Genomic DNA, 16314 nt, shown 5'->3' on the forward strand with positions numbered 1-16314 from the left:
AGGATCATGTGATGCAGACGGCCGCCCGCGCGATCAACTGGAACCGGCTGGACGACGAGAAGGACCTTGAGGTCTGGAACCGGCTGACGGTGAACTTCTGGCTGCCGGAAAAGGTGCCGCTGTCGAACGACGTGCAAAGCTGGGCGACGCTGCGGCCGGCGGAGCGCGAGTTGACGATCCGCGTCTTCACCGGGCTGACGCTGCTGGACACGGTGCAGAACACCGTGGGTGCGCCCTCGATGATGCCCGACGCGATCACCCCGCACGAGGAAGCGGTTTTGTCCAACATCGCCTTCATGGAGGCGGTGCACGCGCGGTCCTATTCCTCGATCTTCTCGACCCTGTGCCTGACCAAGGAAGTGGACGAGGCCTTCCGCTGGGCCGAGGAGAACCCGCATCTGCAAGCCAAGGCGCGGCTGATCCTTGAGGAATACAAGGCGGGCAGCGACCCGCTGAAGCGCAAGATCGCATCGGTCTTCCTGGAAAGCTTCCTGTTCTATTCGGGTTTCTACCTGCCGATGTACTGGTCCAGCCGCGCCAAGCTGACCAATACCGCCGACCTGATCCGCCTGATCATCCGCGACGAGGCGGTGCATGGCTATTACATCGGCTACAAGTTCCAGCGGGCGCTTGAGCGCGAGAGCGAGGAACGCCGGGCCGAGTTGAAGGATTTCGCCTTCTCGCTGATGTTCGAGTTGTACGACATCGAGCAGCGCTATACCGCGGAACTTTACGACGGCATCGGCCTGACCGAGGACGTCAAGGCCTTCCTGCATTACAACGCCAACAAAGCCTTGCAGAACCTCGGATACGAGGCGCTGTTCCCGCCCCAGGTCTGCGAGGTGAACCCGGCGATCCTGGCCGCGCTGTCGCCCGACAGCGAGAACCACGACTTCTTCAGCGGATCGGGGTCGTCCTATGTCATCGGCAAGGCGGTCGCCACCGAGGACGAGGACTGGGATTTCTAGGCTAGGTCGCGCAAGACCTGCGGGATCATCTCCGACAGATCGTCCGCGATCAGGCCGGGGCCAAACAGGCGCGCAGCCTGGGCATGGATCAGCGTGCCCAGGCTGGCGGCATCCAGCGGCTGAAAGCCACGCGCCAGCAGGCCGGTGATGATCCCCGCCAGCACATCGCCCGCGCCCGCGGTGGCAAGCCAGGGGATGTCGAAGGCGGAATGGATGCGGGCGCGGCCGTCGGGGGCGGCGATCACCGTGTCGGGGCCTTTCAGCAGGACCACCGCGCCGCAGCGGGCGGCGGCCTCGCGCGCGGCGTCGAGCTTGGAATAGGCGGGCCATTGCGAGGGTGTGGCCTCAACCTTTTCGGCAAGGTCGGGAAACAGTCGCGCAAATTCCCCGCCATGCGGCGTCAGGATGCATCTGCCGTGCAAGGCCGCCATCAGGCCAGGGTCCTGCGACAGGGCAGTCAGGGCGTCGGCGTCCAGGACCGTGCCTCGCCCGGTGGGCAGCAGGACCGCCAGCAATGCTGCGGCACGGTCAATGCCGCAGCCAGGCCCGATGCAGGCAGCATTGATGCGGGTGTCGTCCAATGCCCCGCGCAGGGCATCGCCATCATCGAGGGCGCGGCGCATTAGGGCATCGGGCGGGCTGGAGTATTCGGGCAAGGCGTCCTGGGGCGGGGCGAGGGTCACAAGGCCTGCCCCGATCCGCAATGCTGCGCGGGCGGACAGGCGCGCGGCGCCACCCTTGGCAGGGCCTCCGGCCAGAACAAGGGCGTGGCCGTGGCTGTATTTGTGCTGGCTGGCAAATGGGTGTTTCCCAAGTCGATCCGTCAGCGAAAATTCGATCCGCCTTGCGTCCGGAATGTCGAACCTTGGCCAGATCGCTTCCAGTCTGACGGGCCGCCGGCCCCGGCTGGCAAGATTGCGCTCTCTCCACTGTATCAATCCGATGTCGGCCACGATCAACTCGCCGCACAGCATCGGGCCAAGCCCGATCAGATGGCCGGGCTTGGGGCTGTCAAAGGCCACCGTCAGCCGGGCAGGACTATCAAACGTGCCGCGCCCCGGCGGAAGGGCAGGGGCCTTGCCGCTGTCCATGCAGAGCCCGCTTGGGCAATCCACGGCAACCACGCGACTACAATGATAGGCTCCATCTCCGCCCCGTCCGAAGATCCGGGCGAGAATGCTGGCAATCTCTCCCTCGGGCGGACGGGTCAGGCCGGTGCCGAAGATGGCATCGACATAAACATCGCTTTCAGGACCGCCCTGTAACCCGCGTTCGGTCAGCGGGCCGATCCCCCCGATCTCGGCCCACCGCTGCTTCATCTCGGCCGCGTCCGGCCCAGGCATGTTCTCGGTGCCCAGCACGCGCACGCGCCAACCCGCCCGGTGCAGCAGCCGTGCCACCACATAGCCGTCGCCGCCGTTGTTGCCCGGACCGCACAGCACAGTGACGCACCCCGCTTTGGGCCAGCGCAGGCGGATATGGCCTGCCACGGCGCGGCCCGCGCGCTCCATCAGTTCCAGTCCCGTCACCTGTCCGCTGGCCATGGCGGCGGATTCGATGGCGCGCATTTGGGCGGTGGTCAGGACTTCGGTGCCGGTCAGCATGGCCTCTGCCTTTTTATTGATCTTGTCGCACAAAAAACAGGCACAATCCCGCAGGGCATCTGATTGCTGTCGCAAATGGCGCCGTCGCCCGTTTACCCGTGCCATGAAACCCGCCAATCAGGCTTCAGGCAAGCCGCGAGGAAGGATCATTGCGATGAAGAAGGTCGAAGCGATCATCAAGCCGTTCAAGCTGGACGATGTGAAGGAGGCGCTTCAGGAAGTGGGCGTGCAAGGTCTTTCCGTCACCGAGGTCAAGGGCTTTGGCCGCCAGAAGGGCCATACCGAGCTTTATCGCGGCGCGGAATACGTGGTCGATTTCCTGCCCAAGGTGAAGATCGAGATGGTGCTGCCCGACGACCAGGTCGAGGCCGCCATCGACGCCATCGTCAGCGCCGCCCGGACCGAGAAGATCGGCGACGGCAAGATTTTCGTTTCGCCTGTCGAGCAGGCAATCCGTATCCGCACCGGTGAAACCGGCGACGACGCGGTCTGAGCACAAGAAGAACAACATCCCAACAGGATTATCGCGCCCGGCGAACCAGCCGGGCCGCATCTACGCAGAAAGGGAAGAGATGACGGTCAATGACGTTTTGAAGCTTCTGAAGGACGAGGAGGTCGCCTATGTGGACGTCCGCTTCACCGATCCCAAGGGCAAGCTTCAGCATGTGACGCTGGATGTCGATCTGATCGACGAGGACTTCTTCGAGGAAGGCTTCATGTTCGACGGCAGCTCGATCGCGGGCTGGAAGTCGATCGACCAATCCGACATGAAACTGATGCCGGACCCCTCGTCGGCCTATCTGGATCCGTTCTATGCGGAAAAGACGCTGTGCGTGCATTGCAACGTGGTCGAGCCGGACACGGGCGAGGCTTACGCACGCGACCCGCGCGGCACCGCCGTGAAGGCCGAGGCATATCTGAAGTCCACCGGCATCGGTGACGCCTTCTACTGCGGCCCTGAGGCCGAGTTCTTCATCTTCGACGACGTGCGCTATCAGGTCACGCCCCAGAAGGTGTCCTACCAGATCGATTCCGTCGATGCGGCCTGGAACACCGACACCGAATACGAGATGGGCAACCAGGGTCATCGCGCGGCCCACAAGGGCGGCTACTTCCCGGTCAACCCGATCGACGCGGGCCAGGACATCCGCGGCGAGATGCTGTCCACCATGAAGCGGATGGGCATGAAGGTGGACAAGCACCACCACGAGGTCGCGTCGGGCCAGCACGAACTGGGACTGATTTTCGGCGGGCTGACCGAGCAGGCCGACAACATCCAGAAATACAAATACGTCATCCACAACGTCGCCCATGCCTATGGCAAGACGGTAACCTTCATGCCCAAGCCCATGAAGGGCGACAACGGGTCGGGGATGCACGTCAACATGTCGATCTGGAAGGACGGCAAGCCGCTGTTTGCCGGTGACAAATATGCCGACCTGAGCCAGGAGGCGCTGTATTTCATCGGCGGCATCCTGAAGCACGCCAAGGCGCTGAACGCCCTGACCAACCCGTCCACCAACAGCTACAAGCGGCTGATCCCGGGCTTCGAGGCGCCGGTTCTGCGCGCCTATTCCGCGCGCAACCGGTCGGGCTGCGTCCGCATTCCGTGGACCGAATCGCCGAAGGCCAAGCGCGTCGAGGCCCGCTTCCCCGATCCGGCGGCCAACCCCTATCTGGCCTTCGCGGCCCTGCTGATGGCGGGCCTGGACGGGATCAAGAACCGGATCGATCCCGGCCCCGCGTCGGACAAGGACCTGTACGACCTGCCCCCCGAGGAACTGGCCGAAATCCCGACCGTCTGCGGCAGCTTGCGCGAGGCGCTCGAGGAGCTGGAGAAGGACATGGACTTCCTTCTGCAGGGCGATGTCTTCACCCGCGACCAGCTGGAAGCCTATATCAAGCTGAAATGGGAAGAGGTTTATGCCTACGAGCATACGCCCCACCCGATTGAATACGCGATGTATTACAGCTGCTGAGGCTGCGGGACACGGACCGGAAAGGCGCCCCCCGGGGCGCCTTTTTCAATCCAGCCGCAGCTTGGTGGCAAAATCCAGAAAGCTGCGCATCGCCCCTGTCATCAGCTTGCCGGACGGATAAACCAGGTTCACCGGCAGGTCGGGCAGGGCATATTCGCACATCACGACTTCCAACTGGCTGGCGGCGATCCCGTCGCGCACGACGAATTCGGGCAGAAGCGCCAGCCCCTTGCCGTTCAGCGCCATGGAATGCAGCATCTCGGTATTGTTGCTGAAGAAGATCGGCCGCACCGGCTGGCGGATGGTGCGGCTGCCCCGGCGCAGCGGCCAGGTCAGGTTGCCGGGCAGGTTGGTGTAGTGCAGGCAGTCGTGGCGCAACAGGTCGGCGGGCTTTTCCGGCCGCCCGTTCCGCGACAGGTAGTCGGGCGCGGCCACCAGCATGATCCTGACCGCGTGCAGTCGCCGCGCATGCAGCGTCGAATCCTTGAGGTTGCCGATGCGGATCACCGCGTCGAAGCCGTCGCCGACGATGTCGCTGGCACCATCGTCCAGCACGATCTGCAACTGCACGTCTCGATAGCGCTCCATGAAGTCCAGAAGATGCGGCTGCAGAACCTTCAGCGTATAGAAGATCGGGCTGCCGATCTTGAGCGAGCCGGACAGGCTTGCCGAGGTCGCCTTGACTGCCTCGGTCGCCTCGTCCAGCCGGGTCAGCACGTCGCGCAGGGCCTGGCAATAGGACAGGCCCGTGGCGGTGGGGGTGACCTTTCTGGTCGTGCGGGTCAGCAGCCTGACGCCCAGGTCAGCCTCCAGATCGGCGACATGCTTGCTGCACAGGCTGCGGGAAATCCCCATGCGCAGTGCTGCGCCCGAAAAGCTGCCCTCGTCGATGACGCTGACAAAGGTGCGAAGAACGCTGATATCCATGCGCGCCACAATGCCCTGGCCTTGGACAAAGGAAAACCGCCCCGATCAGGGGCGGCCAAGATTTCCTGCAGTGAAACGGCGCGCCTTAGCGGACGTAGGTCGAACGCGGGCCAGGGGCCGAGAAGTCGCTGACGGTCAGGTCGGCGTCGGCCGCGACATGGGCGCGCTCCCGTTCCTTGGCGGTCATCACGTCCGAAGCCTTCACGGTGACGGTGTTGGCGGCAACGACCGGAGCGGTCGGCATATCGGCGTCGGGATTACCCGTATTATAGCTGGCGGCCTGGGCTGCGCCGGTGGCGAGGATCAGAGCGGTCATGACGGTTGCGATGCGTTTCATGATGTGTCTCATTCATCTGTCGTTTCTATGACAGAGGATATAAGCCCCTGATTTCGCCGCCATTAGACCAGGATCGATGTCTTCAGTGTTCGATGATCCTGCACAATCGCCAGGGGTTTCGTCATCTCAGCCCCAGCATTCGCACCGCCGCCTGCACTTGATCCTGCACCGGAAGGGCCAGTTCCACGATCGCGCCATCCTCGTCCGGCCCCAGAGGTTCCAGCGTGGTCAGTTGCGAATCCAGCAGCTTCGGCGGGAAGAAGTGTCCCGCCCTGTGGTTCAGCCGTTCCGCCAGCAGATCGCGGGTGCCGTGGATATGCAGAAAGCGGACCCGCGACCCGCCGCTGCGCAGGATGTCGCGATAGGACCGCTTCAGGGCCGAACAACCCATCACAAGGCATTCGCCCCGCGCCTCGGCCGCCGCGATCTGGTCGGCCAAGGCCTGCAGCCAAGGCGCGCGGTCGTTGTCGTCCAGGGGGATCCCTTCCGCCATCTTGCGCAGGTTCGCGGCCGGGTGGAAGCTGTCGCCTTCGATGAAGGGCCAGCCCATCAGGTCAGCCAGGGCGGTGCCGGTGGTGGTCTTGCCGCTGCCCGACACGCCCATCACGACGATATGTTGCGGGGCGGTCATAGCAGCCACCATCCGATCAGGGCAAAGCCGAAGCCGATGCTGCCCAGCAGCGTCTCCATCACGGTCCAGGTCTTCAGCGTGGTCTTTTCGTCCATGTTCAGGAACCGACCCACCAGCCAGAAGCCCGAGTCGTTGAAGTGGCTGAGAACGGTCGCCCCGCCTGCGATGGCAATGACCAGGAAGCAGCGGTCCAGTTCCGAAAGCCCCGTCGTGGCAGCCACCGTTGGCGCGATCAGGCTCGCCGTGGTGGTCAGCGCAACCGTAGCCGACCCTTGGGCCACCCGCAGCGCGGTCGAGATGACGAACGCGGCGACGATCAGCGGCAGGCCCACGGCCTCCAGGCTGCCCGCAAGGGCCTGGCCCATGCCGCTGGCGCGCAAGACGCCGCCGAACATGCCCCCCGCGCCGGTGACCAGGATGATCGCGCAGATCGGACCCAAGGCGCGGTCCACGATCTTCTCGATCTCGCTGCGCGTCCGGCCGCGGCCCAGGATCGACATCGCGACCAGCAGGGTGATCAGCAGCGCGACGGGCGTCTGGCCCAGCAGGCGCATCGCGGTCACCCAGCCGGCTTCTCCGTCGACGATGCCGATGGTGGCCAAGGTGTTCAGCCCGGTGTTCAGGAAGATCAGCGCCAAGGGCATCAGCAGGACCAGCATGACCTGGCCGAAGCTGGGCACGGGCCCAACCGTCTTGCCCGAGGTGTCGGCCCCCAGCAGTTCGGGAACCGGGATCACGAAGCGCTTGCCCGCCCAAAGCCCGAACAGATAGCTGCCCAGATACCAGGTCGGGACCGTGACGATCAGGCCGACGATCAGCAAAAGCCCGATATCCGCCCCCAGCAGGTCGCCCGCCGCGACCGGCCCGGGATGGGGAGGCACAAAGGCGTGCATCACCGCGAATGCCCCCGCCGAAGGTAGGGCGTAAAGCAGGACCGATCCGCCAAAGCGCAGCGCGACGCTGAAGATGATCGGCAGCATCACCACAAGGCCCGCGTCAAAGAAGATCGGAAAGCCGAACAGCAACGAGGTGACGCCAAGCGCCAAGGGCGCGCGTTTCTCTCCGAACCCGGCGATCAGCCGGTCGGCCAGCACCTGCGCCCCGCCCGTCACCTCGAGCAGGCGGCCGATCATCGCGCCGAAACCGACCAGCAGCGCGACCGAGGCCAGCGTGCTGCCGAACCCTTGCAGCAGCACGTTCATCACCTCGTTCAGCGGGATCCCCGACACGAGGGCGGTGGCAAGGCTGACCAGCACCAGGGCGATGAAGGCGTGCATCTTCAGCCGCATGATCAGGAACAGCAGCAGAAGGATCGCCAGGGCGGCGATGACCAGCAGGGTGACTGTCCCGTAGACGGGCTCGATGGGCGTCATGAAAACCTCCTGAAGGCGTTAGCGCAATCAAGGCGCGCCCTTACAAGGATAATGGTGACTGCGTAAGCCACTATTGCCAGAAAGCAGCGAAGTTGTGCAGCCATAAGCATGGCATGGCCTTGCGCGGGGAGTCATCCCGCTTGTGCCTGATGCGGCAGGGAATGCTAATCTTCGGCCAGGATATCGACGCTGTGGCTGGTCGACTGCCCCCCGGCCAGCCGCATGGATCCGGTGACGGGTGCCACATCGCCATAATCGCGGCCATAGCCGATTGTGACGTGATCGGCCCCCACGAAGCAGGCATTGGTTGGGTCGTATTCGCACCAGCCCGCCTCGGCCCCGGTCCAGGCGCGGACCCAGGCATGCATGGCGTCGGCCCCTTCCAGCCGGGGCTTGCCAGGCGGGGGAACCGTGCGCAGGAAGCCCGAGACATAGGCCGCCGGGATACCAAAGCTGCGCAGGCCCGAGACCATGATCTGCGAAAAATCCTGGCATACCCCGTGCCGCCCGGCAAAGGCTGCGGCGACGGGCGTGTCCACTTCGGTCGCGCGGGCGTCAAAGCGCATGTAGTCGTGGAGGGCAAGCCCCAGGCATTCCACAGCCTCGCGCATGGTGGCGGCGGCGGTGCAGGCCTTGCGGGCAAAATCGGCGATCGGACCCACCTGCGGGATGCGGGGCGAGGGGCGCAGGAAATGATGGGGCGAATGGGGGCCAAGATCGGTGACTTCGTTCAGGTCGGCCCGCAGCCCGTCCAGCGTGGCGGACAGATCCAGTTCCGTTTCATCCTCGAGACGCAGCACCCGGCCCGCCATGTCGAAGCGCACCTGCGTCAGCCCGGCGGGCAGGACAAGCTGCGTGACCTCGTTCCCGAAGAAATCGGTGAAGGTGCTTCGTTCCGTGGGCTTCGGGGTGATGGTGATGCTGGCCTGCTGGACCTCTTGCAGGCCGGGAAGGTCGGCAGGACTGATGCGCAGAAGCTGCCGCCCCGCGCCAGTAGGGCGGGCGAAGTCGTATCCGATGGACAGGCGCAGGCGATACAGCATCAGTGGAAATAGGTGGTTGTCAGAACGTCGGACAGGCTGGCGATGCGGCCCCGCAGCGCCCACAAGGCCTCGGTCGTCAGCGTCTCGGGCTCGGCGGTGGCAAGATCGGTGTGCAGCCGCAGCGCGTCGCGGGCCAGCGGCGACAGCGCGCCATGGTCGTTGGCCGCAGGCAGCATGTCCACCTGTTCGCGCAAGCCGTCGATCTGGTGGCGCAGCGCGCGCGGGTTCAGCGGGTCCAGGACCAGCAGGTCGATCACCGACGCCCGGGACGCGTTCAGCGCAAATCGACGGCGATGGGTCAGCACGCTGTCGCCCACCTCGATCGCCAGATCCAGGGCGCCTTCGGGGGCGTCCGGGTCGCACAGGACCGCAAGCAGCGCGGCCATGCCCATCGCGCGTTCGTGCAGCCGCCCGATGGTCAGGAACCGCCAACCGACGAAGCGGTACATGTTTTCATGCACAAGACCCGAAATCCCCGCCAGCTTGCGCAGCAGCGCCGACAACGCGCGGGCCGCATCGTCGCCGGGTGACACGGTGCGGGCCATGCGCCGCGCGCTGCGGTCGATGTCGTGCAGCGCCGACCAGGCATCGGGGGAAAAACGGTCGCGCACGCTGCTGGCGCTGCCGATGGCGGCGGCCAGGTTGTCCAGCAGCTTCTGCGGGATGGGATCGGGCGTGTCGATGCCCATCTGACGCAGCAGCGGATCGAAGCCCGCCAGCAGCGGCGCCCCCGCCGCGCCCGCTTCGGCCATCCGCGTGTGATAGGCGCGCATCAGGCGCACGATCCCTTCGGCCCGCTCGGCATAGCGGCCCAGCCAGAACAGGTTGTCGGCAGCCCGCGCGGGCAGGCCGCCCGCGGCCTGACGCTTGTCGGCGCTGCCGGCCTGCCGGGCCAGGGTGATGACGGGCACCGGATCGCGCCCCACCACCCAGACATCCGCCGCCGCGCCGCCCTTCTGCATCGCGACGGCCGAGGCCTCGGATGCCGAGCCGATCCGCGCGAAGCCGCCGGGCATCACGGCCCAGCCATCGGCGGTGCGGGCCAGATAGACGCGCAGGGTCATGGGGCGGGGGACCAGCTTGCCCTCGACAAGGGCAGGGGTCGTGGACAGGGTGACGGCCTCTTGCGCGACCAGGTCACCGCCCTGCCGTGACAGGCGGCGGTCCAGTTCCTGGGGCGACAGGGTGACGGCGCGGGTCAGGTCATCTGCGGGATCAAAGGGCGGGTGGGTGGTCAGCGCGTCCGCCAGAACCATCCGGCGCGGGCTGGACCGCACCGCCGCCCGTGCCGTCTCGGTGCCGCACCACCAGGTGGCGATGTTGGGCATGGCCAGCGGCGCGCCGACCAGATCCGGGGCAAGCTGCGGCAGGAAGGCCATCAGGGCCCGCGTTTCCAGCACCCCCGAGCCCAGCGAGTTGACCATCGCCACCGCCCCCGACCGCAGCGCCGCCACCATGCCGGGCGTGCCGATGCGCGAGGCGGGGTTCAGTTCCAGTGGGTCGGCATATTGCCCGTCAAGCCTGCGCCACAGCACATCGACCTGCCGCATCCCCTGCACGGTGCGCACCATCAGCCGGTCGTTCGACACGCCCAGATCGTCGCCCTCCAGCAGCGTAAAGCCAAGGTAGCGGGCGATATAGGCGTGTTCGTAATAGGTTTCGTTCATCGGGCCGGGCGTCAGGATCGCCACTCGCCCATCCCGTTCGCGCGACTGGGCCTGCAGAGCGTCGCGGAAGTCGCGGAAGAAGCCCGCAAGACGATGGACGTTCCCGTCCGGATAAAGTTCGGAATAGGCGCGGGAGATGGCCACACGGTTTTCCAAGGCATAACCCGCGCCCGAGGGCGCCTGCGTCCGGTCGGCCAGCACCCACCACTGCCCATCCGGGCCGCGTCCCAGTTCGAACGCCAGAAAGTGCAGGAAATGCCCGCCGCGTGGCTTGATGCCCACCATCGGGCGCAGCCATTCGGGATTGCCCGCCACCAGCGTGGCAGGCAGCCGCCCCGAGGCCACCAATTCGTTCGGACCGTAAAGATCCGCCATCACCGCTTCCAGCAAGTCGGCCCGCTGGGTCAGGGCGCGGCCGATCCGCGCCCAGTCGTCCTCGGCCAGAAGCACCGGGATATGGCTCAAGGGCCAGGGCCGTTCCGTCGATTGGCCTTCGCCGTATTGGCGATAGAAGACGCCGCTATCCAGCAGATATCGATCGGCGCGCGCCAGGTCGCGGGTCAGATCCTCGTCCGACAGCGCGTCAAGATGCGCGACCAGGTTGCGCCACAGCGGACGGACCTGGCCGTTCTTGTCCAGCATCTCGTCCGGGACGCCGGGCAGGGGGCGATAGCCTGCAACCCGTCTCCGGCCCGTGGCGATGGCGCCTTCGCCGCCCATGCCGGGTCAGACTCCCGTGGCGCGACGCAAATCCAGCGTCAGCGGGAATTCGCGATGAATGCGCTCGGGACGGGGAACAAGCCCCTGGCCCGGGGTATGGCCATGCGGGCTGAAGCGGGCCAGCCTGCGCGCCTCGGCCTCGTTGCCGTTGACGGGGAAGGTGTCGTAATTGCGCCCGCCGGGATGCGCGACATGATAGATGCAGCCGCCAAGCGCGCGGTTCGACCAGGTGTCGAGAATGTCGAAGGTCAGCGGCGCATCGACCGGAAGGACAGGATGCATCGCGGATGCCGGCTGCCAGGCCTTGTAGCGCAGGCCTGCCACGGCTTCCCCTGCGCCCACATCCGTCAGCGGCACCGCGCGCCCGTTGCACAGCACCTGGTAGCGACTGGGATCGGGCGAGGCCAGCTTGACCTGCAGCCGTTCGGTGGAGCTGTCGGTATAGCGGACCGTGCCGCCGATCGCGCCCGTTTCCCCCAGCACATGCCAGGGTTCAAGCGCCTGGCGCAGTTCCAGATGGACCCCCTCGATCTCGACCTCGCCGCAGAAGGGGAAGCGGAATTCGGCCTGGGCCTTGAACCATTCCTCCTGCATGGGGAAGCCGTGGTCGGTCAGGTCGCGCAGCACGTCCTGGAAATCGGCCCAGACGAAATGGGGCAGCATGAAGCGGTCATGCAGCGCCGTTCCCCAGCGGGTCAGATCGCCTGTGGCAGGCGTCTTCCAGAACCGCGCGATCAGGGCGCGCAGCAGCAATTGCTGCGCAAGGCTCATCCGCGGGTCGGGCGGCATCTCGAAGCCGCGGAACTCGACAAGGCCCAGGCGGCCGGTGGGACCGTCGGGGGAATACAGCTTGTCGATGCAGATTTCCGCCCGGTGGGTATTGCCGGTGACATCGGTCAGGATGTTGCGCAGCAGCCGGTCGGTCAGCCAGGGCAGGGGCGGCGTGCCCCGGTCGGGCGAGGGGATCTGCGCAAGCGCGATTTCCAGTTCGTAAAGCGCGTCGTGCCGGGCCTCATCGATCCTTGGCGCCTGCGAGGTGGGCCCGATGAACAGGCCCGAGAACAGGTAGGACAGCGACGGGTGCCGGTTCCAGTGCCGGATCAGGCTGGCCAGCAGGTCCGGGCGGCGCAGGAACGGGCTGTCATTGGTGGTGGCACCGCCGACGACCACATGGTTGCCCCCGCCGGTGCCGGTGTGCTTGCCGTCGATCATGAACTTTTCCGCACCCAGGCGGGACTGGCGCGCATCCTCGTAGACGCCCTGGGTGATCGCCACGCAGTCGTCCCAGTCAGAGGCCGGGTGGATGTTCACCTCGATCACGCCGGGGTCGGGGGCCACCCGGATCACGTTCAGGCGCGGGTCGTGCGGCGGCGCATAGCCTTCCACATGCACCTTGAGGTTCAGGCGCAGGGCCGCAGCCTCGACCGCGTGCAGCAGGTCCAGGTATTCCTCGAGCGTCGCCACCGGCGGCATGAAGACGCAAAGCCGCCCGTTCTTGGGTTCGACCGACAGGGCGGTGCGGACCATGCCCTGCAATTCCGCCTCTCCCATGCCGGGCACCTGTTCGACCAGGTCCTGCGTCGGCGCATTGGCGACGAAGCTGGCCATGGGCTGCGACTTGCGATCGGGTGCGATCTCGCCCGGATTGGCCAGGGGCGCACGCTCCACCGTCGGGTCGGTGGGGTTGATGTAGGGATAGACTGATTCCGGCAGATGCGGCAGCGAGGCCAGAGGCAGCCGATACCCGACCGGGCTGTCGCCGGGCACAAGGAAGACATGGCCGCGCCGCAGACGCCAGCGTTCCGAATACCATTTCAGCTTCGCTTTCGACTGCCAGGCCTGGACCGGCAGCACGAAGCCCGTGGGCGTGGTCAGGCCCCGGTCGAAGACGGCGGCAATACGGTGGCGCGCCTCGGGGTCGGCCAGTTCGCTGTTTTCGGGCGTGACATTGGCTGGCAGGTTCGCCTCGCGCACCAGCCATTCTGCGGGGTCTTCATAGGCGGGCAGGACATTGTCGTCGGGAACGCCCAGTTCGGCGGCCATCTCGCGCAGCAGTTCCTGCGCGTGCAGGGGCGTCACCGCCTCGGCCGCGCTTTCCTGCGCGATCAGGTCGGGGTTCTGCCAGACCGGCTGGCCGTCCTTGCGCCAGTAAAGCGAAAAGGTCCATCGGGGCAGCGTCTCGCCCGGATACCACTTGCCCTGGCCGTAGTGCAGGAAGCCGCTGGGGGCGAAGCGCTGGCGCAGCTTGCGGATCAGGATGTCGGCCCGGTCGCGTTTCGTCGGCCCCACGGCGGCGGTGTTCCATTCGGCGGATTCGAAATCGTCGATGGACACGAAGGTCGGTTCGCCCCCCATGGTCAGGCGCACGTCGCCTTCGCGCAGGGCGGCGTCGACCTGCTGGCCGAGGCGGTTCAGGTCGGTCCAGGCCTCTTCGCTGAAGGGCTTGGTGATGCGCGGATGTTCGGCCACCCGCCGCACCTGCATGTCGAAGTTGAAATCGACTTCGGCAAAGCTGGCGGCGCCGGAAATGGGCGCGCAACTGCGGTAATGGGGCGCTGCCGCAAGCGGGATATGGCTTTCCCCGGTCAGCAGGCCCGATGTCGGGTCAAGCCCGATCCAGCCTGCGCCGGGAATATAGACCTCGGCCCAGGCATGCAGGTCGGTGAAGTCATGGGCGGTGCCCGACGGACCGTCAAGCGCCTGCAGATCGGGCTTCAACTGGATCAGATAGCCCGACACGAAGCGCGCGGCAAAGCCCAGATGCCGCAGCGCATGGACCAGCAGCCAGGTTGAATCGCGGCAGGATGCGCTGCGCAGGGTCAAGGTTTCCTCGGGCGTCTGGACCCCCGGCTCCATCCGGATCGTATAGGCCGTCTCGCCCGCGATGCGCGCGTTCAGCGCCACCACGAAATCGACGGTGCGGGTTTTCGTGCGCGGGATGCTGTCCAGAAACGCCCGCAGCATCGGCCCGGCGGGTTCCGTGGCGCGATAGGGGATCAATTCCTCGGCCAGTTCGGGGGCATAGTCGAAGGGCCAGGTTTCCGCGGCATCCTCGACGAAGAAGTCGAAGGGGTTATACACGGTCATGTCGGCGACCAGATCGACCTCGATCTTCAACTCCCGCACGGGTTCGGGGAAGACGAAGCGGGACAGCCAGTTGCCGAAGGGATCCTGCTGGTGGTTCACGAAATGGCCTTCGGGCGCGACCTTCAGCGAATGCGACAAGACCCTTGTGCGGGAATGAGGCGCGGGCCGCAGGCGGATCACCTGCGGGCCAAGGACCACCGGACGGTCGTATTTGTAATGCGTCAGGTGATAGATGCTGGCCTTGATCGACATGATGTCAGTTCCCGCTGCTCTTTTGCCCCAGCTTACACAATGTGATCAGGGGGGCGAGGGATCCCGGCGCCCCTGCCTATATTTCGCGCATTGCCGCTGAAACGCGATCCCATTCCCGGCGCAACGGAATGTCCATCCGCAGCAGCCTGTCGCTGCCCGCCGCCCGGCGCGTCCAGAGATGGACGCGCGCCAGCCGGTCCTGCGCCGCCCGCGCATCGCCCGTGTCGTAAAGCCGGAACAGATGCGTCCCGCCCGCCATCCGCCATCCTGCGGCCGCAGCAATGCGGTCAAGGCGCAGCGATGCCTCGGTCATGTACAGCACCATGTCATCGGCCCAGCTGCGGTCGGCCAGGGCTGCCGCCGCCTGTCCCAGGATGCAGCCCTGGACCGGGCAAGGGTCCGCAATGTCGGCCAACAGCGCGGGATCCCCCAGCACAAGGCCCAGTCCCGGAAGGCCCCAGAACGGCTGAAGCTCGCGCAGGACCAGGGCATTGGCGGGCAGGATCGGGGCCAGGGACAGGTCGGGGCGCGGGTCGGCCAGGCTCTCGTCGACAACCAGGCGCGGCACGTTCCGGGCCAGTTCCGCAAGCGCGCCCGGCTGCCATTCCCGCCCGTCCGAACCGGCGGGATTGGCGACCACGACCAGATCCGCGCCTGCCGGATCCAAGGGGGCCAAGCCCGGGCGCAGCGCCCAACCCGCTGCGCGCAGGCGTTCTTCCGCATGGCTGGATCCCAGGACCGCTGCCTGGCCGGGCGGCAGGCGCAGGACGGCGCACCAAGAATCAGCGACGGGCAGAACCTGCGCCGGATCGCAATCCAGCCATTGTGCCGCAGCCCGGCGCAGGGCCGCCGTGGCCGATGCCGCGGGTTGCGGCGGCAGCGACTTCACCGGCCAGCGGTGCCGGTTCAGTCCCGTGGACAGGTCGATCCAGTCCCCCGGACCAAAATCCGCGATGGCCTGGTCAAGCCCCTGGTCGTCGTCCCGCTGCATGATCCGTCCATGACGCCCCGCATCCGCCATGGCGGGGCAGGGGCTGCAGCCCCGCCCACCGTTTCAGCAGATTTCGCTTTACAGCAGAGCAAATCGGAACGACGATATCTAGTAAGAACATTCGGGCTACCAACCCGCCTGTTGTGGCACGACCTAGGGCAAGCGGCGTCAGAATCGCTCCCGACTGAGGATGCAGGAATGGCACAGACGGAAGCGATAATTCCGACCGATGAGATTCATCCCATCGACATTGTCGAGGCGGTCGCCGCGCATCACGACTGGCAGTTCGACCGCCTGGCCGACGACCAGATCGCAATGTCGGTGGATGGCCAGTGGCGGCGCTATTCGCTGACGCTCGCCTGGTCCGCCGGCGAGGAGGTTTTGCGCCTGATCTGCACCTTCGACCTGGACCCGCCCGCGGACCGGCTGTCCGCGATCTACGAGACGCTGAACCTGGCCAATGACCAGGTTTGGGACGGCGGCTTCACCTTCTGGTCCAAGCAGCGGCTGATGGTCTGGCGCTATGGCCTGGTGCTGGGCGGCGACGCAGTAGCCTCGGCCGAACAGGTTGACCAGATGATCGGCAACGCGCTGATGGGTTGCGAACGGTTCTATCCGTCCTTCCAACTGGTTGCCTGGGGAAACAGCAGCCCTGCCGCCGCACTGGACATCGCCTTGGGCGAGGCCTACGGACGGGCATAAGGGGCAGACGGCCCCGGCAACGGATGGGGGGCC

General features: G+C 66.1%; 13 protein-coding genes. 4 read left to right on the plus strand and 9 right to left on the minus strand.

Translation table 11 applies throughout. The annotated features are described in order from the left end of the window. The first annotated feature begins 11 nt into the window (after nt 1–11). Nucleotides 12–968, plus strand: coding sequence for a class 1b ribonucleoside-diphosphate reductase subunit beta (gene nrdF, locus IE224_RS08410; protein ID WP_370528909.1), 957 nt, complete (start codon nt 12–14; stop codon nt 966–968). On the opposite strand, the gene IE224_RS08415 is transcribed toward nrdF, so the two are convergent. After that, nucleotides 965–2572, minus strand: coding sequence for an NAD(P)H-hydrate dehydratase (locus IE224_RS08415; protein WP_191309404.1), 1608 nt, complete (start codon nt 2570–2572; stop codon nt 965–967). The genes nrdF and IE224_RS08415 overlap by 4 nt on opposite strands. A 154-nt stretch (nt 2573–2726) precedes the next feature. On the opposite strand from IE224_RS08415, the gene IE224_RS08420 reads away from it, so the two are divergent. Then, nucleotides 2727–3065 (plus strand): P-II family nitrogen regulator, encoded by a 339-nt coding sequence (locus IE224_RS08420; protein WP_103171477.1) that lies wholly within the window; start codon nt 2727–2729, stop codon nt 3063–3065. 79 nt (nt 3066–3144) lie between these two features. Further along, entirely contained in the window at nt 3145–4551 is a 1407-nt protein-coding gene (gene glnA, locus IE224_RS08425; protein ID WP_167622455.1) for a type I glutamate--ammonia ligase, read from the plus strand. A gap of 45 nt (nt 4552–4596) precedes the next feature. Here glnA and IE224_RS08430 read toward each other — a convergent pair whose 3' ends face one another. The 8 genes from IE224_RS08430 to IE224_RS08465 all read right to left on the minus strand — a co-directional run bounded on the left by IE224_RS08430 (nt 4597) and on the right by IE224_RS08465 (nt 15579). Next, nucleotides 4597–5478, minus strand: coding sequence for a LysR family transcriptional regulator (locus IE224_RS08430; protein WP_191309406.1), 882 nt, complete (start codon nt 5476–5478; stop codon nt 4597–4599). A gap of 85 nt (nt 5479–5563) precedes the next feature. Next, nucleotides 5564–5815 carry a hypothetical protein gene (locus IE224_RS08435; protein WP_167622453.1) on the minus strand — a complete coding sequence of 84 codons (252 nt, stop codon included), beginning with the start codon at nt 5813–5815 and terminating at the stop codon, nt 5564–5566. Between the two features lie 121 nt (nt 5816–5936). Further along, complete coding sequence (locus tag IE224_RS08440; protein WP_191309408.1) at nt 5937–6446, minus strand: gluconokinase; 510 nt, start codon at nt 6444–6446, stop codon at nt 5937–5939. Continuing rightward, entirely contained in the window at nt 6443–7819 is a 1377-nt protein-coding gene (locus IE224_RS08445; protein ID WP_191309410.1) for a GntP family permease, read from the minus strand. The genes IE224_RS08440 and IE224_RS08445 overlap by 4 nt, the downstream gene beginning before the upstream one ends. A gap of 164 nt (nt 7820–7983) precedes the next feature. Further along, nucleotides 7984–8862 carry a transglutaminase family protein gene (locus tag IE224_RS08450; RefSeq protein ID WP_191309412.1) on the minus strand — a complete coding sequence of 293 codons (879 nt, stop codon included), beginning with the start codon at nt 8860–8862 and terminating at the stop codon, nt 7984–7986. Then, nucleotides 8862–11249 carry a circularly permuted type 2 ATP-grasp protein gene (locus tag IE224_RS08455; RefSeq protein WP_191309414.1) on the minus strand — a complete coding sequence of 796 codons (2388 nt, stop codon included), beginning with the start codon at nt 11247–11249 and terminating at the stop codon, nt 8862–8864. Before IE224_RS08455 ends, IE224_RS08450 begins: the two co-directional genes overlap by 1 nt. Before the next feature lie 6 nt (nt 11250–11255). Continuing rightward, the gene (locus IE224_RS08460; RefSeq protein ID WP_191309416.1) at nt 11256–14588 is read right to left on the minus strand and encodes a transglutaminase family protein; all 3333 of its coding nucleotides are present in this window, start codon (nt 14586–14588) and stop codon (nt 11256–11258) included. A gap of 76 nt (nt 14589–14664) precedes the next feature. Then, complete coding sequence (locus IE224_RS08465) at nt 14665–15579, minus strand: threonine-phosphate decarboxylase (protein ID WP_191309418.1); 915 nt, start codon at nt 15577–15579, stop codon at nt 14665–14667. Nucleotides 15580–15777: 198 nt separating this feature from the next. Here IE224_RS08465 and IE224_RS08470 point away from each other — a divergent pair, with 198 nt between their 5' ends. Then, nucleotides 15778–16281, plus strand: coding sequence for a type III secretion system chaperone family protein (locus IE224_RS08470; RefSeq protein ID WP_191309420.1), 504 nt, complete (start codon nt 15778–15780; stop codon nt 16279–16281). The last annotated feature ends 33 nt before the right edge of the window (nt 16282–16314 follow it).

The organism is Paracoccus aerius, from assembly GCF_014656455.1.
GTDB lineage: Bacteria > Pseudomonadota > Alphaproteobacteria > Rhodobacterales > Rhodobacteraceae > Paracoccus > Paracoccus aerius.